The following is a 20,976-nucleotide window of genomic DNA, read 5'->3' on the forward strand; positions in this document are numbered from 1 at the left end:
GTTGTCGACCTAATCGGCTCCTACTCTACCCGTGTCGGCATAGCGGCGAGCGGGCAGGCATGAGGCGTTGGCCTCACCCCGCATTCGGCTCAGTCGGCCCGGCGACGCGTCGGCATCGGCAGGTCGACACTGCGCGCCGAGACGACGGGCTGCTTGGGCAAGTGCTTGGCCGGCAGTGTCGTCGGCTTAAAGCTCGGGCGCGAGGCTTCGAAAGCCGCGATATCGTCACTCTTGCGCAGGGTCAGCGCGATGTCGTCGAGGCCCTCGAGCAGGCGCCAGCGAGTGTAATCGTCGAGGTCGAAGGCGCAGGTAAAGCCCTCACACGTGACGAGGCGCTCGACGAGGTCGACGCGCACCTGCGCGCCAGGCGTCGTCTCGAGGAGCTTCCACAGCACGTGGCAGTCCTCGTCGCTGATTTCCCCGGCCACCAGGCCCGCCTTCGAGGAGTTACCGCGGAAGATGTCGGCGAACTTCGGCGACAGCACGACGCGGAAGCCATAGTCCATGAGCGCCCACACGGCGTGTTCGCGCGAGGATCCCGTCCCGAAGTCGGGTCCTGCAATCAGCACCGAAGCCTCGCGATAGGCCGGTTGGTTGAGAACGAAGTCGCCTTCCTTCCGCCACGCGGCAAAAAGTCCGTCCTCGAATCCCGTGCGCGTGACGCGCTTGAGGTAGACGGCGGGAATGATCTGGTCGGTGTCGACATTCGAGCGTCGCAGGGGCGCACCGGTGCCGGTGTGAACGGTGAACTTCTCCATGCTGGTGCTCCTTTAGGCAATCGGCTCGAGATCGGCGGGCGTCGAGAGGGTGCCGCGAATCGCGGTGGCGGCGGCGACGGGCGGCGAGACGAGATGGGTTCGCGACCCCTTGCCCTGACGGCCCTCGAAATTGCGGTTTGACGTCGAGGCCGAGCGTTGTCCCGGCTCCAGCTTGTCCGGGTTCATACCCAGGCACATCGAACAGCCGGCGTTGCGCCACTCCGCGCCGAAGTCGCGGAAGACCTTGTCCAGCCCCTCGGCCTCTGCCTCAAGACGCACCCGGGCCGAGCCGGGGACAACGAGCACGCGCACGCCGTCGGCTTTGCGGCGGCCGCGAATGATTTCGGCCACCGCGCGCAGGTCCTCGATGCGCCCGTTCGTGCACGAGCCGATGAAGACGGCGTCGACGGCGATGTCGCGCATCTTCGTGCCCGGTTCCAGCCCCATATAGTCGAGGGCCCGCTCGGCGGCCGCACGCTCGGTGTCGGAAGCCATGTCCTGCGGGTCGGGCACTTCACCCGAGAGCGCGACCCCCTGACCGGGGTTGGTCCCCCACGTGACGAAAGGTTCGATCTCGGCGGCGTCGATGACGACCTCGCGATCGAACGTCGCGTCGTCGTCGGTGTAGAGGGTGCGCCAGTACTCGACGGCACGATCCCAGTCCTCGCCCTGGGGCGCGTGCGGGCGATCCTTGACGTAGGCGAACGTCGTCTCATCGGGCGCGACCATGCCGGCACGGGCGCCGGCCTCGATCGACATGTTGCAGATCGTCATGCGCCCTTCCATCGACAGCTCGCGGATGGCCTTGCCGCGGTATTCGATGACGTAGCCGGCGCCGCCTCCCGTGCCGATCTTGGCGATGATGGCCAAAATGATGTCCTTCGCCCCCGCACCCGGCGGGAGATCACCCTCGATGGTGACGGCCATCGTCTTGAACGGGGCCATCGGAAGGGTTTGGGTTGCCAAGACGTGCTCGACCTGAGACGTGCCGATGCCGAACGCGAGGGCACCAAATGCGCCGTGCGTCGCCGTGTGCGAGTCGCCGCACACGATCGTCATACCGGGCTGGGTCAGGCCGAGCTGCGGGCCGACGACGTGGACGATGCCCTGGTCGGCGTCGCCGAGGGAGTGCAGGCGAATCCCAAATTCCTTCGCGTTGGCGCGCAGCGTGTTGATCTGCTCGGCCGAGACGGCATCCGCGATCGGCTGGTCGATGTCGCACGTGGGCGTGTTGTGGTCCTCGGTGGCGATGGTGAGGTCGGGACGGGCGACAGCGCGCCCGGCGAGGCGCAGACCGTCGAACGCCTGCGGGGAGGTCACCTCGTGGCACAGATGCAGGTCGATATACAGCAGGTCGGGTTCTCCGTCGCGCCCCTTTGTGACGACGTGATCCGCCCACACCTTCTCAGCGAGCGTTGCGGCCATGCGATGACTCCTCCCGAAACGTCTTGAGCTCGGGACAGCCTAACTTGCATTCTCACTAGGCGAGATGAGAATATCAGCCTATGGACAACCCGAACGAGAGCTCGGGTGTGGGCGTTCTCGACAAGGCCGCAGCGGTCTTGTCCGCGCTCGAGTCCGGACCGGCAACGCTGGCCCAGCTCGTGCACGCCACCGGGCTCGCCCGCCCGACAGCCCACCGCCTTGCCGTCGCCCTCGAGCACCTGCGCTTCGTCAGTCGCGACATGCAGGGACACTTCGTTCTGGGCCCGCGCCTGGCCGAACTGGCCTCGGCCGTTGGCGAGGACAAGCTGCTCTCCGCCGCGCTGCCCGTCCTCAAAGCTCTGCGCGATCACACGAAAGAATCGGCACAGCTGTACCGGCGCCAGGGCGAGCACCGCGTGTGCGTGGCCTCGGCCGAACCTCCCATGGGCCTGCGCGATTCCATTCCCGTCGGGGCAACGTTGTCGATGAAGGCCGGATCGGCCGCGCAGGTGCTGCTCGCGTGGGAGGAACCCGACCGGATGCACCTGGGCTTGCAGGGGGCCTCATTTAACGCAACCCAACTCGCTCAGGTTCGCCGCCGCGGCTGGGCCCAATCCGTATCCGAACGCGAGCAGGGCGTCGCCTCGGTCTCGGCTCCCGTACGTTCAGGAGCGGGTGCGGTTGTCGCCGCGGTCTCCATCTCGGGGCCGATCGAGCGCATGGGTCGCCAACCGGGCCGGATGTTCGGTCCGTCCCTGGTGGCAGCCGGTAACCGGCTGACCGAGTTCATGCGCCGGGTCGATCAGGCCGATCACGCCCCCGCGAGCTAACGCCCTCCCCTAGCCTCGCGCGCCCGCGCGAGCGTAGGCAGACTGCGCGGCATCGATGCTCGCCTTCCAGCTGAGCGACACCCTTTCCTGTGCCGCTGCCTGTAGCCCGATCACTCGCTGCTCGTCGCGCACGAGCGCCTCGATGACGCGGGCGAGCTCGCGATCGGAATGAGCAAGGATCCCGTCGGTGCCATCGGTGATGAAATCCGTGATCCCGGTGCCCGCACGAGCGAGAACGGGCAGGCCCGCGGCGCGCGCCTCGAGCGCGGCGATCCCAAACGACTCGTGCGTCGAGGCCAGGACAAACGCATCGGCACCCAGATACGCCATCTGTAGCCCCGCCTCATCCAGGCGCCCCGGGCACGTGACGACGTCGCCAAGGCGAGCCGCCCGGATGGCGCCGCGCACCGCCCGCAGCTGCGCTCCCTCGCCATACATGGTGAGCCGCGGGCAGTCCTCGCCCAGGCGGGCGCGCAGTCGCGCCATGATGGCGACGAGCGCGAGAGGCCGTTTGCGCGGCATGAAGCGCAAGGCGGTGACGAGATGCAGTGGGCGATTCGGCGAGGGCGGGGTTGGGCGGCACGCGGCGATGTGGCGCCAGCGTGAGAGCTCAACGCCGTTCGGAATGACGTCGACGTGCGCGCCACCGGCGACCTCGCAGACCTGCGCGGCGAGTGTCGTCGAGACGGCGCTAAGCACGATATGGTCGGGCAACTTTCCGTAGAGCCCGGTTGTCCGAAACACCGTCTTCCACCCGTCGAGCATGCAATGGAAGGTCACGACGCACGGGCAGCGATGACGTTTGACGCGGGCGAGCGCCTGGAGAGCCAGTGGCGAGACAACTCCCATGTGGATGTGGGCAACGTCGGCGCGGCGCAGCGCGGCGGCGAGCGTGGGACCGGCGAAAGGATTGACGGGAACAAAGCCGGGAAGCGGCAGGGCGGCACGCGTGACGTGCACGCCCGCCCCCATACCGCCGCGCTTGCGGGCGGGACCGGGTGAGGCCGTGACGACCTCAATCGTGTGACCGACACCGCCAAGACGCGTCGCAAGTCCGGCGACCTGCGATTCAATGCCGCCCATGTGGGGTGGATAGCAATCCGAGATCATCGCGATGCGCATGCGGCCTCCTTCGCTATCGGGCGCAGCCACGCAGCTCGCCACATATGCAAAAACCGCACTCGAAGGTGCGGTTTCCTGTGTACCCCCAGTCGGATTCGAACCGGCGTTACCGCCGTGAGAGGGCGGCGTCCTAGACCTCTAGACGATGGGGGCCGGACAACGATCACTGTACCCCTAGCCGGATTCGAACCGGCGTTACCGCCGTGAGAGGGCGGCGTCCTAGGCCTCTAGACGATAGGGGCAGATCGCGTTATTCATAAATCAGTTCGCGAACGGAACTGGCTGGGGTACCAGGACTCGAACCTAGAATGGCTGAACCAGAATCAGCTGTGTTGCCAATTACACCATACCCCATAGGGTTTGCGCCCCGGCGATTCCTCGCCGTTCCGGGCACAGACAACAACTGTAGCGGAGGCTTTCAGTGTTGCCAAATCCCTCGCTTATGCAACACATCACGCCTGTAGGTGCCGCTCCAGCGCCGCCAGCCGGGTCGCCGTGCGCTCGCGTCCGAGCAACTCCATCGAGTTGAAGACGGGGATCGACACGTTCGTTCCCGTGATGGCGACGAACAGGGGCGCAAACGCGATGCGCGGCTTGATGCCCAATTCCTCGGCGCGCTCCAGCATGGCTTCCTTGATGGCGTCCGCCTCCCAGGGGCCGTCGCCCTCGGCGAGCTCGCGGGCCGCGCGCAAGACGTCTGGGGCCGAGTCGCGCAGCTTCGCCACCGGCTTGTCCTCGTACGTCACGGCATCGTCATCGGCGAGCAGGAAGCCGATCATCTGGGGCACCTCGCCCAGCACCTTGACGCGGGTCTGGGCAAGCTTAGCCGCGGCGGTGAGCATGTGGCGCGCATCCTCGGGAACCTCGTCGAGGCTATCGGCCTCGATGAGGCCGGCAGCGCGCAGATAGGGCGTGCAGCGAGCGACGAAGTCCTCCGGGTCGAGCAGGCGCAGCTGTTCGGCGTTGATGGCCAAGCATTTCTTCTGGTCAAAGCGTGCCGGGTTCGGGTTGACGTCGGTGATGTCGAAGGCCTCGATGAGCTCTGCCGCGCTGAAGACGTCGCGGTCGGGGGCGATCGACCACCCGAGCAGCGCGAGGTAGTTCAGCAGACCCTCAGGGATCATCCCGGCCTCGCGGTGAAGCAGGAGGTTCGATTCAGGGTCGCGTTTGGACAGCTTCTTATTCCCCTCCCCCATGACGTAGGGCAGGTGACCAAACTCGGGCATGGCCTCAGCGATGCCCAATTCGATGAGGGCACGATAGAGGACAATCTGGCGCGGGGTCGACGACAGCAGGTCTTCGCCACGCAAGACGTGGGTGATCCGCATCATCGCGTCGTCAACGGGGTTGACAAGCGTGTAGAGCGGGTCGCCGTTGCCGCGAACGATGACGTAATCGGGGACCGACCCCGCCTTGAACGTGATCTCGCCGCGGACGAGGTCGGTGAAGGTGATGTCGTCGTCGGGCATGCGCATTCGCAGCACGGGCTCGCGCCCCTGCGCGCGGTAGGCCGCTTTCTGTTCCTCACTGAGGTCGCGATCGAAACCGTCGTAGCCGAGGTTGGGGTTACGGCCGTTGGCCTCGTGGCGCGCCCGGATTTCCTCGGGCGTCGAGTACGACTCGTAGGCATAGCCCCCCTCGACGAGGCGGCGGGCGACGTCGGCGTAGATGTCCATGCGTTCACTCTGGCGATAGGGGCCGTAGTCGCCGCCTTTGCCTACGCCTTCGTCCCAATCCAGTCCCAGCCAGCGCAGCGAGTCGAGGATCTGCTCGAAGGATTCTTCCGAGTCGCGCTTGGCGTCGGTGTCTTCAATGCGAAAGACGAATGTCCCCCCGGTATGGCGAGCATAGGCCCAGTTGAACAGGCAGGTTCTCACCATGCCGACGTGAGGGGTCCCCGTCGGCGAGGGGCAGAAGCGGACGCGGATCGGGGAAGCAGCAGTCGTGTCACTCACCCGCACAGCCTATCGCGGGGCGGCATAATGACCACCATGACGCCTACCGATAACCCCGCCGATCTCGTCGCCACCTGGGACCGCCTAACTGTCACTGACATGTACGCGCGTGGGGGCTGCAAGTGGAGTCAGCGCCACCCCGACACCGGCGAGGTCGTGTTGGGGGCCGGGGTTGCCGAGCACGACCTGGGCCTTCCCGCGGCGGTTCGCGTCGCGCTGCACCGCCTCGTCGAGGATGGCACCCTCGGTTATCCCCCGCCGGGATTGGCAGACGCCGCGATCGAGGCCTTCTGCGGGTTTGCCGCTACTCGCTACGGGTGGACCGTCGCGCCCGAGGCCGTGACGCTCACGGGCGATGTGCTGTCGATCCTGCGCGCCCAGATCCTCACCGTGACGAATCCCGGCGACGCGATCGTCGTTCCGACCCCGGCGTACTGGGTGTTTCGGACGATCCCGGAGAAACTCGATCGGCGCCTCGTTGAGGTGCCGAGCCTGCGCCAAGGTGGTCGCTGGGTTCTCGACACCGATCGGATCGCGCGCGAGGTCGACGCCGGGGCTCGTCTCGTCATCCTGTGCAACCCGTGGAACCCGACCGGCCGCGTGCTCTCGCACCCCGAGCTCGAGGCCTTTGCCGATGCGACGGTAGCGCGCGGGGCGTGGGTCTTCGCCGACGAAATTCATGCACCCCTGACCCTGCCCGGTCACACCCATGTCCCCTTCACTACGATCGACCGCGACGTCGCCGGTCGCACGGTGGTGGCGATGGCGGCGTCGAAGGCCTTCAACACGCCCGGACTGCGCTGTGCTCAGGCGATTATCGAAGACCGCGACGTCGCCGCGCTCATGAGCGATCCCCTCGCCCGGTACGCCGGCGGGGCCTCGACGCCGGGGATCGTCGCCACCGAGCGCGTGTACGCCGAAGGAGTGATGTGGCTCGACGCCGCCTGTCGCTACATCGACGACGTCATGAGCGAGGTCCGCGACAGTATTGGTGACGACAGCGGAATCGTCATGGACGTTCCCGAGGCAACCTACATCTCCCTGTGGGATTGCCGCGACACCGCGCGCGCTGATGCCCCCTTTGCCGCGGCCTTGGACCACGGTGTCATGGGTAACGACGGGGCCGGCGTGGGGAGAGGCTACGAATCCTATCTGCGCCTAAACTTCGGCACGGGGCGCGCCCCCGCGCGCGATATCGCCGCCCGCGTGATCGAGGCGCTCACCGAGTCGCATTGAGGCGCCTGGAGACCTCGGCGTGTTCCTCGGTCCATACGCTGTCGGGAACGTCACGGGCGTATCCGACCCTCGCTGAGACGAAGATCGGCTGGGCGATTCCCGCCCGACGCTGGCGGTCATAATCGCGAAGCGCGCCCACGCCGTAACGCATGAGGAGGAACAGCGCGCACATGTTGACGATCGTCATGAGTGCGAGCGCGAGGTCGGCAAGCGTCCACGCGAGTTCGATCTTGGCCAGAGCACCCAGACCCACGGCGACGATCATGAGCACGTGCAGCCCCACAGTCGAGCGTTTGCCACCACCCAGGTAGTCGATGTTGATTTCGGCGAAGACGGAGTAGCCGAGCGTCGAGGAGTAGGCGAACAGGAACACGATGAGAGTCATGAACCCGATCGTCCATCCCGTGCCATAGTCGAGGTGATAGGTCAGCGCGCTCTGGGCGAGTAGGGAGTCGTCGAGCTCCTGTCCGGGTCGATACACTGTCGGCCCTGCAAGCAAGATCATGAAGCCGGTGGCCGAACACACGAGGATCGTGTCGACGAACGTTCCCAGCGCCTGGATGAGCCCCTGCTGCACGGGGTGAGCGACCTCGGCGGTGGCGGCGCCGTTGGGCATCGATCCCTGCCCCGCCTCGTTGGAGAATAGGCCGCGCTTGGCACCATTGAGGATTGTCGCGAACACGCCCCCGGCCGTCCCCGAGAGCGCGGAATCCAGTCCGAACGCGCCCCGAAACACCTCGGAGAGCACGCCGGGCAGCTCGGTGATATTAACGGCGATGATGACGACGGCGATCGCCAGGTAAATGATCGCCATGAAAGGAACGATGAGCTCGGTCACGCGTGCGACGACGCGCAGCCCCTTGAGCATGATGGGGACGGAAATGAGCACGAGGATGACGGCGGTCGCCCACGGCGACAGACCCATCGCCGAGTGGAACTGGACGGCGATCGTGTTCGACTGGACCATCGGGAAGATAAGTCCGTAAGAAAAGACGAGGAGGACGGCAAAGATGACGCCCCACGTGCGCGAACCCAGCCCCCGTTCGATGTAGTAGGCCGGTCCCCCGCGGTAAATCCGATCGCCCCAGCGCACCTTGAACACCTGGGCGAGCGTCGATTCCATGAACGACGTCGCCATGCCGAGCAGGGCGACGATCCACATCCACAACAGCGCGCCCGGGCCACCAACGATGAGAGCGAGGGCAACGCCGGCGATGTTGCCCGTCCCCACCCGCGAGGCCAGCCCGACGGTGAAAGCTTGGAACGACGAGAGCGACTCGCCCGAGCCTCGCCGCGAATGCACCATGAGTCGCAGGGCCGTTCCCAGGTGACGCAGCTGGACCCCACGCGTGGCAATGGTGAAGACGAGTCCCAATCCGACGAGGATGTAGATGAGGATGTTCGTCGAGATAAAGCCCTCGATCGCGGCGACGGCATCGGTGAATGCGGACATGGAGACCTCTTCAACGCATGGGGATGAGCGTGGACGACGCTAGCGCAGGCATCACGCCCACCGATCCCGCGCCCGAGTGGCGGACACGGTGAGACCGCCCCTATGAGGGGCGGTCTCACTCTCACTCGCTCTCAGTTCGCTCGAATAACCGCGTGGAGATCGCCGAGCAGCGCGTGGCTTATCGTCACGTGCTCGCCCGCGGCCACGTCGACGCGTGCCGGCCACGGAACCATGACGATGTCACCGGGCAGCAACGTGGCGATCGCGCTGGCGCGCGCCAGAGCATCCTCGAGACGGAACGGCGTGGGCTCGACCTCACGGACGGTCTCGCCCGCCTCAATCGTCACGGCATCGGTGTGGGGATCGGCCTGCGACATGACCTCGATCCACGGGCCGATGGGGCAGGCGCGATCCCATGTGCTCGCCACTCCCCGATCGACATCGGCGGCGGTGAAGCGCGCCGCCAGACACGTCCCCAGCGCTAGGTCGCGAGCAGCCTCAGCGGCGACATCCTTGAGGATCGTCTTGACGACGATGGCGATCCCCGCCTCAACCTGGATCTTCCCCGCCCATGACGGCGCGACGACGGGATCGTCAGGGCCGGCGATCGCCGTGTTCGGCACGATATCGACGCGCTGGGCACCGATCGGTCCGGCCAAGCCGGGCGCATCGAGGACGAGCATCTTCGAGCGCGGCAACACCGGCGAGCAGACGCTCCTCGCCGAGGGTGAAAAACGCCCCCGAATGCTCGACCTGCTGGAACAGCGGGTCCCCGGTGAGACCGATGATCCGTGAGCCGGCGTCCTCGAGAATGCCGTAGGTCGGATGATCGCTGGCCGAAACCCTGACGATGCGCATGTCGCCCCTCTCTCAGTCGCGCTGGCGCACGAGCCAGGCGAGAAAGTCCTCGTGATCGGCGGGCGCGTCTTTCGCCCGCGCATCGACACTAGCCGCCCACGATTCGCGTGACCACACGTCACCGGCGAGGTTGCCCGGCAGGTGGGGATTGTCGCGCGCAATGAACGTGATGTCGTCGATAGGAGTTCCGCCGCGCAGCTGGGCCTGATAGTCCCGCAGCGCTCCGATCGCCCACTTGGAGAGGCGAACGACGGCGTAGATGTTCATGATCGCGCAGATCGCGGACATCCAGTCGGCGATGGCCCACACGACATCAAGCTCGATGATCGAGCCGACGACGATGCCGGCCAACACGAGAGTTTTCAGGCTGCGGCAGCGGCAGTCGATCCCGAAGAGGAACTTGATGTTTCCCTCGGCATAGGCGTAGTTGCCGATCATCGTCGAATAGCCGAAGACGATGATGATGACGAGCATGAGGGGGGTCGTCCACTCCCCCAGCGTCCCGACTGCCTGAAGCGTCATCGTCGCCCCATCGGCGCCCGTCGACTCGGCACCAGGTGTGTAGAGGCCGGAGACCATGATGATGAACGCCGTGCACGTGCACACGACCATCGTGTCGGCGAAGACGCCGAGCGACTGAATGAATCCCTGCTTGGCGGGGTGATTGACCGTCGCGGTGGCAGCGGCGTTGGGAACGGTGCCCATGCCGGCCTCGTTGGACAGCAGGCCCCGTCGTGTGCCTTGGACGAGAGCGGCGACAATGCCGCCGATAACGCCGCCGGTGATCGAGTGGATGCCGAAGGCGTAGGTGAAGATCCAGCCGATGACCGTCGGGATCATCGAGGCGTGGGCGATAAGCATCGCCACGGCCAGCAACAGGTACGCGACTGCCATGACGGGGGCGAGGAACTCGGTCAGACGCGCGACCGGCTTCACCCCGCCGATGATGAACGGAGCCGAGAAGAGGAAGAGGATGAGCGCCATCGTCCACTTGGGGACGTCGTAGACGTCGGAGGCCACCGTCGCCACCGTGTTGGCCTGGAGCATTTCAAAGGCGAAGCCCTTGGTAAGGATCAGGCACACGGCGAACACCGTCGCGAGTTTCTTCAGCCCCAACCCGTCGCGAAGATAGAACGCAGGTCCGCCGCGGAACGTCCCATCGGGGTTGCGCACCTTATAGATCTGGGCCAGCGTCGACTCGAGGAACGCCGTCGACATTCCGAGGAAGGCGACGACCCACATCCAGAAGATCGCGCCCGGGCCACCCAGGCTCAACGCAATGGCGACACCGGCGATGTTGCCCGTGCCGACACGATCGGCCAGGCCCAGGGCGAATGCCTGGAAACTCGAGATGCCATCGGCGCCGGCCCCCTTGCGCGAGCCGAGGACAGTCTTGAGCATATGAGCGAAATAACGCAGCTGCACGCCGCCGGAGGTGAGCGTCAAAACGATCCCGCCGGCGAGCAGAACCGCGAGAATGACCCACGCCATCGTGGATGAATACGCGTCCGCGAGGAAACCGCCGATACTCGAGTTCAGCTGTTCAAAGGTAGATGGTGATGCTGGCACGTGCATATATCGCCTTCTTTCCGGTTGTACTAGTGCGTAACGAGAACCTCGGTAATGTCCGTGTGCTCGTGAGGTGCAGCCTCCCAGGCCCGGTCCGCCTCCTTGGCCTCCGCGACCGCGGAGGCGTTCCACACCTCGGTGTCGAGAGCTCGCGGCAGGTGCGGGTTATCGGTGGAGCAGAAATAGACGTCGTCGAGCTTGCCGCCCTGGGCCTCGTAGTCCCGCAACGCCCCGATCGCCCACTTGCCCAGCAGGCAAATCGCGACGATGTTGACGATCGCCATGAAGGCTGTGGCCCAGTCGGCAATCGACCACGCGACCTTCAACGGCACCATCGCGCCGAGTCCGACCGAGATGATGCACAAGATCTTAATAATGGCGGCGTTGTTTCCCACGCCAAGGAGGTACTTAATGTTTGCCTCGGCGTAGGTGTAGTTGCCCAGCAGCGTCGAGTAGGCAAACGAGGCAATGATGATGAACATGATCGCCGGCGTCCACGTTCCCAGCACGCCCACCGAAGCCGTCGTCAGGGCCGCACCCGACATCTGCGTTTCTTCTCCCGGCTGATAGACGCCACCGACGAGGACGATGAAGGCCGTGCACGAGCACACGACGATCGTGTCGACGAACACGCCGAGCGACTGGACGAGTCCCTGGGCAACCGGATGCTTGACGGTGGCCGTCGCCGCGGCATTCGGTGCCGAGCCCATGCCGGCCTCGTTCGAGAACAGCCCCCGCTTCGTGCCCTGTTCCAGTGCGACGAAGAGACCTCCGGCCGTTCCGCCGACCGCCTCGCGCAACCCGAACGCCTCGGCGAAGATCGACGAGAACACGGCGCCGACCTGGTCGATGTGCATGGCGACGACGGCGATCGCGAGGAGCAGGTAGGCGCAGGCCATGAGCGGCGCGAGGAACTCGGCGAGACGAGCGACCGGGCGCACACCGCCAATGAAGAACGGGACGGTGAGCATGAGCAGGACGACGGCGCTGACCCACGGGGCCACGTTGAACGACGTCTGGGCGACCTGGGCCAACGTGTTGGCCTGGATCATCTGGAAGGAGAAGCCGTAGGCAAAGATGAGGAGCACGGCGAAAATGATCCCGCCGGCGCGCGAGCCGAGTCCGCGTTGAATGTAAAAGGCCGGTCCACCGCGGAATGTGCCGTCGGTGTTGCGAATCTTGAACACCTGCGCGAGCGTCGATTCGATGAATGCTGTGGCCATCCCCAAGATGGCGACGACCCACATCCAGAACACCGCTCCGGCGCCACCGGCGACAATTGCCAGCGCCACCCCGGCGATGTTGCCGGTTCCGACGCGATCGGCAACGCCGATGGCAAAGGCCTGGAAGGACGAGATACCGCCGCGCGAACCCTGGCGCGAGGAGAAAATGAGCCGGAGCATCCGCGGGAACATACGCACCTGGAGTGCGCACGTCGTCACGGTGAAGTAGAGCCCCGCTCCCAGCAGCACGACGATGAGGACCCAGGCGATCGAATGGGAATAGGCCGTGTCGAGTCCGCTCGACATCGCATCGTTCCAGCGGTCAAATGCGCTCGGCGCCTGAGAAGCCGGGCTGAAGGGTACCGTTACCATCGCTGCTCCGTGTGTGAGACTGGGGAAAGTCAGAACCAATAGACGCAAACCTACCATAGGTATTCCTCAACGCTTGAGAAAAAGGATTAAAGTTCATCCCGCGCACACCACCTCGCGGTTGGCGTGCGCGGGATGCGCGTGACGGACAAGGGCGTCTGGCTAGCGTCCGCCCGACGCGACCTTCTCGGCCTCCCCCGGATCCCAGACTCCGGAGACGATATCGCCAGGCAGGAGCGGGTTGTCGCGGCCGACGAACACGGGCACGCGCGCGCCCGCGCGTCGCTGACTCGTCCAGTCGGCCAAGGCCGCCTTGACCCAGCGGGCCAATGCGATAAGTCCGATCATGTTGATGATGCCGGCGAGCCCCAACATCAGGTCGGACAGTGCCCACACGAAGGTCAACTCCGCCATAGCGCCGACTCCACACAGCAACGTCACGACGATGCGATAGGCCAACGAAACGGCCGGACTCTTGGTCACGTGATCGAGGCAGACCTGGCCGTACGAATAGGCGCCGAAGGCCGAGGTATAGCCGAAGATAAAGATGATGAACGTCATCAGCGGGGCGGTCCATCCGCCCAGCTCGGCCGCCACCGACGACGCCGTCAGCGATCCGGCCGCGCCCGGATCGGTGGGCAGGCTCGGGTGGGCGATGAGGATGAGCAGCGCCGTGCACGTGCACACGACGATCGTGTCGATGAATACGCCAAGGGACTGGATAAAGCCCTGCGAGACGGGGTGCGCGACCGTGGCCGCGCCGGCGGCGTTCGGAGCGGTCCCCAGGCCGGCCTCGTTGGAAAACAGGCCGCGGCGCCCGCCCATGATGACGGCGTTGAAGATAGCCCCGGCAACGCCACCGACCCCGGCGTGAAGGCCGAACGCGTTGGTGACGATGGAGGCCAGGGCGTTGCCGATGCGCTCGGGGGCGCTGAACAGGCAGGTGACGATGACGACGAGGGTGGTGAGAATGTAGACGCCGGCGAGGACCGGCCCGAGCAGTTCGGCCACGCGCGCGACCCCGCGCACGCCGCCGATGATGACCGGGGCGATGAGGACGACGATGACGAGGGCCGAGACCCACGTCGGGATCCCATGGGCCGCCGCAGCGGTCGCGGAAACCGTGTTGATCTGCACCATGGGGACGGTCATGCCCGAGGCAAAGATCGTGAACAGGGCAAACAGCCAGCCCATCTTCTTCCACCCGGCACCGTGGGCCAGATAGTAGGCGGGGCCGCCGCGGAACGTCCCGTCGGCGTGACGGGTCTTAAACAGCTGCGCCAGCGTGGACTCGGCAAACGCCGTCGCCATCCCGATGAGCGCGACGATCCACATCCAGAAGATCGCCCCGGGACCGCCGAGAATGAGGGCGAGGGCGACGCCGCCGATATTGCCGATGCCCACGCGTGTAGCAACGCCCATGGCGAAGGCCTGGAATGCCGAGATTCCCGTGCCCGCGCCGTGGCGCGATCCCTTCATCGAGGTGAATACCGCTTTGGCGTGACGCAGCTGCGGCGCGCCCAGATACACGGTCAGACCGATGCCAACGCAGATGAGGAGGAAGACGAGTCCCCACGAATAGAGGAAGTCCGTAACGGTGGCGAGTGCGCTCGAAATGGCGGTGTAGATAGCTGTCATAGCGTTCTCCTTGTCCACTCAGCGGGTCCGCGCCCAGACGTCGCCGGGGACGTCACCGGGCAGATGGGGATTGTCGCGGCCGACGAAGACGGGCTCTGACCCGCCGCGACGCTGGGCCTCGTAGTCGCGCAACGCACCGACTCCCCACTTCCACAACGCCGCGAGCGCGATGAGGTTGGTGATCGTCATGACGGCCATGGCGATGTCGACGGCGTTCCAGACGACGTCGAGGGCGACGAGGGCGCCGAGGACGACGGAGAAGACCGAGACGACGCGGACGATCCAGGTGCCTGCGGGGTGGGAGGTCGCGAAGGCCATGTTGACGTCGGAGTAGACGTAGGCGGCGATGATCGAGGAGAAGGCGAGGATGCCGATGAGGACGGTCATGGGGATGAGCGACCAGTCGCCGAGGTGGGCCATGACGGCGCGGGTGGTGAGTGTGGCGGGGTTGACGTCGTCGGCTCCCCAGACTTCGGGTCCGGCGAGGATGATGATGACGGCCGTGGCGGTGCACACGATGACGGTGTCGACGAAGACACCGAGGGATTGGACGGCCCCTTGGCGCACAGGATGGGCGACGGTGGCGGTAGCTGCGGCGTTGGGGGCGGTGCCTTGGCCGGCCTCGTTGGAGAAGAGGCCGCGTTTGGTGCCGTTGATGATGGCGGCGAGGATGCCGCCGCCGACTCCTCCGCCGAGGGCTTCGCCGCTGAAGGCGGAGCGGAAGACGGTGAGGAGAATGCCGGGGATCTCGCCGGCGTGGAGGATGAGGATGATGGCGGCGAGGACGACGTAGACGAGGGCCATTGCCGGGGCCATGATCTCGGTGATGCGGGCGACGGAGCGGATGCCACCGAGGATGACGGGGGCGGAGAAGACGAAGAGGAGGCCCGCGATGACGCCGGGGCGGACGTTGCCCGCGAAGGAGACGGTTTGGGCGATGGCGTTGGATTGGACCGAGGTGATGACGAAGCCGCAGGTGATGATGGCGATGATCGAGAAGATCGCGCCGAGCCAGCGGGCTTTGAGGCCGAGCCACATGTAGTAGGCGGGGCCGCCGCGGAAGGTCCCGTCTCCGTTGTCTTGCTTGAAGATCTGGGCGAGCGTCGATTCCATGAATGATGTCGCCATGCCGATGAGGGCGACGATCCACATCCACACGAGGGCGCCGGGCCCACCCATGAGGAGGGCGGCTGCGACGCCGAAGACGTTGCCGATGCCGACGCGCGCGGCCAGCGAGATGGTGAAGGCCTGGAAGCTCGAGACGCCGCCGTTGGCGCCCTGGCGCGAGGAGAAGACGACGCGCCACATGTGGGCGAAGAGGCGAACTTGGACGCCGCGGGTGACGACGGTGAAGAAGAGGCCAAGTCCTAAGAGGATCCACATGGTTATGTGGAGGGTGATCCAGTCGGCGACAGCGAGGATCGAGTTAGCGAGGTCGGCGAACATGTCGCGGATAGTCCTTAAGTGTCAATCGATGCGATGGGTTATCGGTTGATGGTGTCATCTCGCTAGGCACCGGCTGCGGTGGCGCCCACATCGCGGAAGGGGCCTGCGCATCGGGTGCCGGACGCGTTGGCCCTAGCATGGCCCTATGAGTTCTCCTGCCCTCAATCTGCTTCTCGACGATCTCGCCGATGCGGGACGCCTGGACGATCCCGCGGCTGTGCTGACGGGGTTTGCCGAGTGGGCGGAGTCATCTGGGCGGGCACTGTATCCCCACCAGGAGGAAGCGGCGGAGCACATCTTTTGTGGCTCCCACGTGATCGCGGCGACGCCGACGGGGTCGGGAAAGTCGATGATCGCGCTTGCGGCGCACCTGTATGCCCTCTCGCGCGAGGAGCGCTCGTACTACACGGCGCCGCTGAAGGCGTTGGTGTCGGAGAAGTTCTTCGACCTCGTGGATCTGTTTGGCGCCCACAACGTTGGCATGGTCACGGGCGACGTCGCCGTCAACGCCGAGGCACCCATTATCTGTTGCACGGCCGAGATCCTCGCGAACCTCGCGCTGCGCGAGGGGGCCGACCTCGATGCGGGACTCGTCGTCATGGACGAGTTTCACTTCTATGCCGATCCCCAACGCGGCTGGGCCTGGCAGGTGCCGCTGCTGGAGCTTACCCGCACCCAGATGGTCCTCATGTCGGCGACCCTGGGTGACGTCTCTGGCTTGCGGGCTCGGCTGGGTGAGGCAACCGGTCGCGAGGTCGTCCTCGTCGACAATGCCGAGCGCCCGGTCCCGCTCGAGTTCTCCTACGCCGTCGAGGACACCCCGCGTCTGCTGACGCGGCTGCTGCGGGCAGGGCGCTGGCCGATTTATCTCGTTCACTTCGCCCAGAAGGAAGCGCTCTCGCGCGCCCAGATCCTCGCCAACACCGGCGTCGTCGAGCACGATCACCGCGCCCAGGTTGCCGAGGCGATCAGCGGGTTCTCCTTCGGGCGAGGATTCGGGCAGATCCTCAAAAAGCTGTTGCTGGCCGGGATCGGCGTCCACCACGCCGGCATGCTCCCGCGCTACCGGCGCCTCGTCGAACAGCTCACCCAGCGCGGTCTCCTCGCCGTCATCTGTGGCACCGATACCCTCGGGGTCGGGATCAACGTGCCGATCCGCACAGTCGTCTTCACCTCGTTGGTCAAATACGACGGACGCCGGATGCGCCACCTCTCGGCCCGCGAATTCCACCAAATCGCCGGGCGGGCCGGACGCGCGGGTTTCGATACCGTCGGCTTCGTCGAGGTTCAAGCCCCCGAACACGCGATCGAGGCGGCCAAAGCCGCAGCCAAGGCGGCCAACGCCGGCAAGCGGGCGCCCAAGAAGAAGGCCCCACGCCCCGCCGGCGAGGTCTCGTGGACCGAAGCCACCTTCACCCGCTTGGTCGAGGCCGATCCCGAACCGCTGCGCAGCCACTTCCGTTTCACCCACGCGATGGTCCTCAACGTCTTGTCGGGCACGCGCGACGCTGCCGAGCATCTCGTCTGGCTCGCCCGCGCGTGCGATCCGCACCCCCCGCAAAGCACGCCCCCCTGCGCCAACTGGCCGACATCGTCACCTCGCTGCGAACGGCCGACGTCGTGCGCTACGTCCCGTCACGGCGCGCAGGCTCCACCGGTCGCCTCGAACTCGTCGCCGACCTGCCCGAGGACTTCGCCCTCAATCAGCCGCTGTCACCGTTTGCGCTGGCAGCCCTCGATCTGCTCGATCCCGGCTCGCCGACGTATCCGCTCGACGTCATCTCGATTATCGAGGCGACTCTCGACGACCCGATGCCGCTCCTGCTGGCCCAGCGCAAGGAGTTGCGCGACGCCGCCTATCAGCGCCTGCGCGCCGAGGGGGTTCCCTACGACGAACGCAAGGATGCTCTCGACGAGATCACGTGGCCGCGCCCGCTCGCCGAACTCCTCGAGCCGGCCTTTGCCACCTATCGCACGTCGAATCCGTGGATCGCCGGCCTCGAGCTGGCCCCCAAATCGGTCGTGCGCGCGATGATCGAGAACGCCGATACGTTCTCCTCTCTCGTCTCCCGCCTCGATCTCGCCCATTGTGAAGGCGTCATCTTGCGCTACCTCACCGACGCCTACCGGGCGCTGCGCCAGGTGCTTCCCCCCTCGGTCAAGACCGACGAGGTCACCGCGATCGTCACGTGGCTCGGTGACCTCGTGCGCGCCGTTGACTCCTCCCTGCTTGACGAATGGGCTGCGCTGGCAGAGGGCAAGCGCGCACAGACAAGCGACGACGTCGCCGTTGCCGAGCGCGCCTTTGGTCAGGACTCGGATCAAGAGACGCCGGCGCTCACCACCTATCAGTTGAGCGCGCAGGTGCGTACCGAGCTGTTCCGTCGCGTCGAGCTGCTGGCCACCGACCGCATCGACGCGCTCGCCGACCTCGGAGACCCCGGCTGGGACGCAGCCGCGTGGGATGAAGCCGCCGACGACCTCTACGCCGATATCGACGACATCGCCATCGATCAGGCCGCGCGCTCGCCCGCGCTCGTCACCATTATCGCCTCACCCGAGGCCGCCGACTGGGACGAGGCCGGCGTCGACGTGACCGATCCGAGCGTTGGCGATCTCGTCACCGGCGACGTCTGGCTCGCGCGCCAACAGATCCTCGATAGCGAGGGGGAGGCCGTGTGGCAGTTGAGTGCCCTCGTCGACGTCGCGGCCTCACAGCGCGCGTCCCATGCGATCGTCCACACACTCGCACTCGCCCCAGTGGGCATGTTCTAGGGACATATCAGTGTTCTAAGATGGAGGCGTGACAGGTTCGGTAGCGCAGCGACTTGCTGAGGTCGGGGCGAGAATTGAGGACGCGCGGTCGCGCTACGGCGCGGGTCCCGTGGCGCTCATGCTTGCGGTGAAACGACGCAGCGGTGCCGAATGCGTCGAGGCTGCACGCGCCCTCCAGGCCGCTGGTCGGCAGGTTCTGCTCGGCCACAACCACGTCCAAGAGGCGCGCGATACCTCCCCGAGCGTGCGTGCCGCGGGGATTCCCGGCACAAGCATCCACCTCATCGGCCATCTGCAGACGAACAAGATTCCTCTCGCTCTCGCCCACGTCGATGCCATCGACACGATCGATTCGGTCCGGCTCGTCGACAAGATCGCGGCTCGCCTAGATCCGCAGCGCAGCCTCGACGTCTTCATGCAGGTCAACACGTCAGGCGAGGCCACAAAGTCCGGCATCAGTCCCGCCGAGGCGCCCGCGCTTGCCGACGCCATCGCCGAGGTAGCGAATATGCGGCTGCGCGGACTCATGACAGTTGGGGCGCTCAGCGACGACGAAGCTACTGTTCGCCGCTCTTATGCCGCCCTGCGCGAGCTGCGCGCGCGCCTGCATCCCGACCACCCCGACTGCGTCGAGCTGTCGATGGGTATGTCGGGCGACTTCGCCCTCGCGATCGCCGAGGGCGCCACTATCGTTCGTATCGGTCAAGCCATTCTCGGTCCTAGGGAGCGCCCGTGACACACCGCTCAACTATCCGCCACGCCCGCGCGCACCGGCGCATCCTCGCCGCGATCGCCGCATGTGCCGTCTCCGTCCCGCTCATGTGCTCGGCATGTACGCTCAGCACGAACGACGCCGCCGACCCGACAGCCACGGTGGCCTCGATGCCGCGCCCCGTCGATACCGCAACCGTCACCGGCCTGGGTCACGACAGCCGGCATGGGACCGTGCCAGCGGCCCCGCCCAAGCGCCCCGCCGCACTGACGTGGGAGACCCAGATGGTCGCCGTGCCCGGCCACAACGGCTTCAACGAGGCGCTGCAACACGCCGGCACCGACCTCGTCACGCGCCACGTCGATGACGCCCCCAATACAACCGAATTTCACCTCGCGTGGTCCATCCCCGCGGCCACCGGGCAGGTACTGGCGATCCGGCTGAGCGCCGACGCCACCGCCGCCGATAAGACGACGGCACACGAGACCCAGACCTTCTACACGTTGACCACCTCCGACGTCACTGTGGCCTCCACCGACCTCATCGCGCCGGCGCACCGCGCCGCGCTGGCCAACCACATCACCGATGCGCTGCGCGAGAAGTCGGTACTCGATGAGGACGCGAGCGTCGACGCCGACAAGGCCTTCACCGACATCATCCTCACCCCTAAGCACGAGGCAATCGCCGTCATTACCCCCGACGCGGCGCCGCTGACGCCGAAGAAGTCGGTCGCCGTGTCGATCCCGGCAGCGCTGGTGGAACCCGCGCTGTCTGCCGACGGGAAACGCATCGTCGCCGGTCTGCCCGCCCTGTCCAAAGCCGACAAAAACGGCGAGACGGCCGCCGCGGCCCCGGCCTCGTTTGCCGGCCTGACGAACGGCGCCGTCCCGGCCGTGCGCGCCCCGCGCCCGGCCGCTGACGACGCCGTCGATTGCTCGGCCGTCCCGTGCGTCGCCCTGACCTACGACGACGGTCCGAGCGAGTACACGCCACAGCTGCTCGATGTCTTGCACGCCCACGACGTCCACGCGACGTTCTTCACGATCGGTCGCCAGATCGAGGCCCACCCCGATGCGCTCAAGCGCGAGGCCGCCGAGGGTCACGCGGTCGGCATCCACACGTGGACTCACCCCGATCTGACCAAGGTGTCCGACCCCCAGATCGCACAGGAGATCACGTCAACAGCCGATAAGATTGCCTCGCTCACCGGAACTCGTCCCTCGATCACTCGCCCGCCCTACGGCTCGGTCAACGACCGCGTGATCGGCCAGTTGAAGAACCTGGGCCAGGGCATCATCTTGTGGAACGTCGACACCGAGGACTGGCGCAACAAGAACTCGCGCACGGTGCTGGCACGCGCCACGGCGAATCCTCACGCCGGCCAGATCATCCTCATGCACGACTCCCATTCCTACGGCCCCGAGGCCACGGGCGAGATCATCGACTTCTTCACCCAGCGCGGCTATCACTTCGTCACCATCCCCCAAATGTTTGGCGATGACATGACGCCGGGGACCCGCTATTTCGGGTTCACCGACCGGCACTGAAGGCTGTCCGTATCTCAATACCTCTCGCCCCGCCGCCGCCTCAGTCTTTAGGCTGATCGC

The 20,976-nt window shown here is 66.1% G+C and carries 16 protein-coding genes, 3 tRNA genes and 1 pseudogene; 6 read left to right on the forward strand and 14 right to left on the reverse strand.

What is annotated here, in order from left to right; genetic code table 11:
* Positions 1-89: 89 nt before the first annotated feature.
* Together leuD and leuC are read right to left on the reverse strand one after the other, a co-directional pair.
* Complete coding sequence (gene leuD, locus H8R18_RS04950) at positions 90-758, reverse strand: 3-isopropylmalate dehydratase small subunit (protein WP_191070990.1); 669 nt, start codon at positions 756-758, stop codon at positions 90-92.
* A 12-nt stretch (positions 759-770) separates the two neighbouring features.
* The gene (gene leuC / locus H8R18_RS04955) at positions 771-2,183 is read right to left on the reverse strand and encodes a 3-isopropylmalate dehydratase large subunit (protein ID WP_191070991.1); all 1,413 of its coding nucleotides are present in this window, start codon (positions 2,181-2,183) and stop codon (positions 771-773) included.
* Positions 2,184-2,263: 80 nt separating this feature from the next.
* Between leuC and H8R18_RS04960 the strand changes: the two genes are divergently transcribed.
* Positions 2,264-3,013: an IclR family transcriptional regulator gene (locus tag H8R18_RS04960; protein ID WP_191070992.1), complete on the forward strand. Its 750-nt coding sequence runs from the start codon at positions 2,264-2,266 to the stop codon at positions 3,011-3,013.
* A gap of 9 nt (positions 3,014-3,022) precedes the next feature.
* On the opposite strand, the gene H8R18_RS04965 is transcribed toward H8R18_RS04960, so the two are convergent.
* The 5 genes from H8R18_RS04965 to gltX all read right to left on the reverse strand — a co-directional run bounded on the left by H8R18_RS04965 (position 3,023) and on the right by gltX (position 6,090).
* Positions 3,023-4,135 (reverse strand): glycosyltransferase family 4 protein, encoded by a 1,113-nt coding sequence (locus tag H8R18_RS04965; RefSeq protein ID WP_191070993.1) that lies wholly within the window; start codon positions 4,133-4,135, stop codon positions 3,023-3,025.
* A gap of 80 nt (positions 4,136-4,215) precedes the next feature.
* Positions 4,216-4,288, reverse strand: a tRNA-Glu gene (locus H8R18_RS04970).
* 16 nt (positions 4,289-4,304) lie between these two features.
* A tRNA-Glu gene (locus H8R18_RS04975) sits at positions 4,305-4,377 on the reverse strand.
* Positions 4,378-4,414: 37 nt separating this feature from the next.
* Positions 4,415-4,489, reverse strand: a tRNA-Gln gene (locus H8R18_RS04980).
* 98 nt (positions 4,490-4,587) lie between these two features.
* Entirely contained in the window at positions 4,588-6,090 is a 1,503-nt protein-coding gene (gene gltX / locus H8R18_RS04985; RefSeq protein WP_191070994.1) for a glutamate--tRNA ligase, read from the reverse strand.
* A gap of 36 nt (positions 6,091-6,126) precedes the next feature.
* Between gltX and H8R18_RS04990 the strand changes: the two genes are divergently transcribed.
* Entirely contained in the window at positions 6,127-7,326 is a 1,200-nt protein-coding gene (locus H8R18_RS04990; protein ID WP_191070995.1) for a MalY/PatB family protein, read from the forward strand.
* Here H8R18_RS04990 and H8R18_RS04995 read toward each other — a convergent pair.
* The 7 genes from H8R18_RS04995 to H8R18_RS05025 form a co-directional block, all read right to left on the reverse strand.
* Positions 7,310-8,779, reverse strand: coding sequence for an alanine/glycine:cation symporter family protein (locus H8R18_RS04995; RefSeq protein WP_191070996.1), 1,470 nt, complete (start codon positions 8,777-8,779; stop codon positions 7,310-7,312). The genes H8R18_RS04990 and H8R18_RS04995 overlap by 17 nt on opposite strands.
* 131 nt (positions 8,780-8,910) lie before the next feature.
* Positions 8,911-9,438 carry a fumarylacetoacetate hydrolase family protein gene (locus H8R18_RS05000; RefSeq protein ID WP_194189168.1) on the reverse strand — a complete coding sequence of 176 codons (528 nt, stop codon included), beginning with the start codon at positions 9,436-9,438 and terminating at the stop codon, positions 8,911-8,913.
* Complete coding sequence (locus tag H8R18_RS05005; protein ID WP_194189169.1) at positions 9,374-9,637, reverse strand: DUF2437 domain-containing protein; 264 nt, start codon at positions 9,635-9,637, stop codon at positions 9,374-9,376. Before H8R18_RS05005 ends, H8R18_RS05000 begins: the two co-directional genes overlap by 65 nt.
* A gap of 12 nt (positions 9,638-9,649) precedes the next feature.
* Complete coding sequence (locus tag H8R18_RS05010) at positions 9,650-11,128, reverse strand: alanine/glycine:cation symporter family protein (RefSeq protein WP_191070998.1); 1,479 nt, start codon at positions 11,126-11,128, stop codon at positions 9,650-9,652.
* 107 nt (positions 11,129-11,235) lie between these two features.
* A complete protein-coding gene (locus tag H8R18_RS05015; protein ID WP_191070999.1) occupies positions 11,236-12,801 on the reverse strand; it encodes an alanine/glycine:cation symporter family protein in 1,566 nt (521 codons plus the stop codon).
* A 159-nt stretch (positions 12,802-12,960) separates the two neighbouring features.
* On the reverse strand, positions 12,961-14,436 hold the full coding sequence (locus H8R18_RS05020; protein ID WP_194189170.1) for an alanine/glycine:cation symporter family protein: 1,476 nt from the start codon (positions 14,434-14,436) through the stop codon (positions 12,961-12,963).
* 18 nt (positions 14,437-14,454) lie between these two features.
* Positions 14,455-15,882 (reverse strand): alanine/glycine:cation symporter family protein, encoded by a 1,428-nt coding sequence (locus tag H8R18_RS05025; RefSeq protein WP_191071001.1) that lies wholly within the window; start codon positions 15,880-15,882, stop codon positions 14,455-14,457.
* 145 nt (positions 15,883-16,027) lie between these two features.
* On the opposite strand from H8R18_RS05025, the pseudogene H8R18_RS09745 reads away from it, so the two are divergent.
* From H8R18_RS09745 to H8R18_RS05040, 4 genes and pseudogenes are all read left to right on the forward strand, one after another.
* Positions 16,028-17,365, forward strand: a pseudogene (locus H8R18_RS09745) (DEAD/DEAH box helicase); the annotation flags it as partial.
* A 137-nt stretch (positions 17,366-17,502) separates the two neighbouring features.
* On the forward strand, positions 17,503-18,657 hold the full coding sequence (locus tag H8R18_RS09750; RefSeq protein WP_420846886.1) for a DUF3516 domain-containing protein: 1,155 nt from the start codon (positions 17,503-17,505) through the stop codon (positions 18,655-18,657).
* Between the two features lie 28 nt (positions 18,658-18,685).
* Complete coding sequence (locus tag H8R18_RS05035; RefSeq protein WP_191071003.1) at positions 18,686-19,393, forward strand: YggS family pyridoxal phosphate-dependent enzyme; 708 nt, start codon at positions 18,686-18,688, stop codon at positions 19,391-19,393.
* The gene (locus H8R18_RS05040; protein WP_191071004.1) at positions 19,390-20,916 is read left to right on the forward strand and encodes a polysaccharide deacetylase family protein; all 1,527 of its coding nucleotides are present in this window, start codon (positions 19,390-19,392) and stop codon (positions 20,914-20,916) included. The genes H8R18_RS05035 and H8R18_RS05040 overlap by 4 nt, the downstream gene beginning before the upstream one ends.
* The last annotated feature ends 60 nt before the right edge of the window (positions 20,917-20,976 follow it).

Source organism: Nanchangia anserum, from assembly GCF_015240065.1.
GTDB classification, from domain to species: Bacteria; Actinomycetota; Actinomycetes; order Actinomycetales; family Actinomycetaceae; genus Nanchangia; species Nanchangia anserum.